At 26.5% G+C, this 1,244-nt stretch carries 1 protein-coding gene; it reads right to left on the minus strand.

Going from position 1 to position 1,244, the window contains the following annotated elements; genetic code table 11:
* Positions 1-123 precede the first annotated feature (123 nt).
* The gene (locus AZI32_RS17005; RefSeq protein ID WP_061997139.1) at positions 124-828 is read right to left on the minus strand and encodes a carbonic anhydrase; all 705 of its coding nucleotides are present in this window, start codon (positions 826-828) and stop codon (positions 124-126) included.
* Positions 829-1,244 lie beyond the last annotated feature (416 nt).

The raw sequence follows: 1,244 nt of genomic DNA on the forward strand, positions 1-1,244 counted from the left end.
AGGCTATACACTTACCACTACTAGGTCGTGTTAGGGACTTTCACCCTTAAGATTACGCCCATGCTGGGCGCACATAATAAAAGGTGTCTAAACCATATGTTTTTAGACACCTTTTCCTATATTTTATTCAAAAAAATTCACTTTTCCATCTAAAGAGTAATAACCCTTAACTATTTTCACACTACCATTAGTTAACTTTTCACTAATTATAGAATCTTTTTTTACTATTGAAGCTGAATTTTCTATATTTAACTTAATAGCTTCTTCGATAGAATTACTATTCTTTATACTAGGTTCTATCTTTTTCAAAAGTCCTGTTAAATTATGAGAATATACAGTTCTATTATTTAACATATCATAAGCTGATATAACAGCTCCACAATCCTCATGCCCCATTACAATAATAAGCGGTGTTTCAAGATACTTTACTGCATACTCAATAGATGCTAAGGCATCTTCATTCACTACATTACCTGCCAATCTTACCTCAAAAATTTCTCCAAGTCCTACATTAAAAATCAACGATGGGCTTATTCTAGAATCAGAACAGGTTAATATTACTGCATATGGGTGTTGTCCATTTTTCAATTCATCTCTTCGCTTTTTATGTACGTTATTTAAATTAGATATATCATTAACAAATCTTTCATTTCCTTCTTTAAGTATTTTTAGGGCTTTTTCTGGTGTATTAACATTTACCATTAAATCTGTCGTCTGGCTAACATCTGTCATAACATCTTTTGCTCCTTTTCCTATGTAAAATAATATAAATGTTGTACTTAGAAATACTATTAGACTTATTAATACTATATCAAATCTTTTCTTCATTGGATATAATCTCCTTATAATATTTTTTTAATTTTATTTGAATTTTATTTGAATTTTTTATGTATTTTTTTATTTACTTATATTTTATGCTGTTAACTTTAAACTATTCAATATTGAGCCTTATCTTATATAGTTATATATGCTACGAATCACTTGAGATTTAATGCTATATTTTTATGAAAACATTTTAAAACTATTAAATAAATTTAAATTGTAGGGGGCTCCCTATATATCTAACAACTTCATATATATATTAATCATTTTCAATGTGTAAATTATTTTTTTAATACAAAAGAATCATCTAAACAAGTAATATTAAATACTTTTTAGATGATTCTTTTAGGGTGTGTCTGAAAACTAATTAGTGCAAAAGATTTAAATTTTAGATATAATAATATCAAAAAAACTATGAGGTA

The sequence above is a fragment of the Clostridium sp. ATCC 25772 genome (assembly GCF_001573875.1).
Taxonomy (GTDB): Bacteria; Bacillota; Clostridia; order Clostridiales; family Clostridiaceae; genus Clostridium_J; species Clostridium_J senegalense.

What these genes read in the sequence shown, in the direction of transcription:
- AZI32_RS17005 (WP_061997139.1), bottom strand. Translation starts at nt 828, where the DNA reads ATGAAGAAAAGATTTGATATAGTATTAATAAGTCTAATAGTATTTCTA.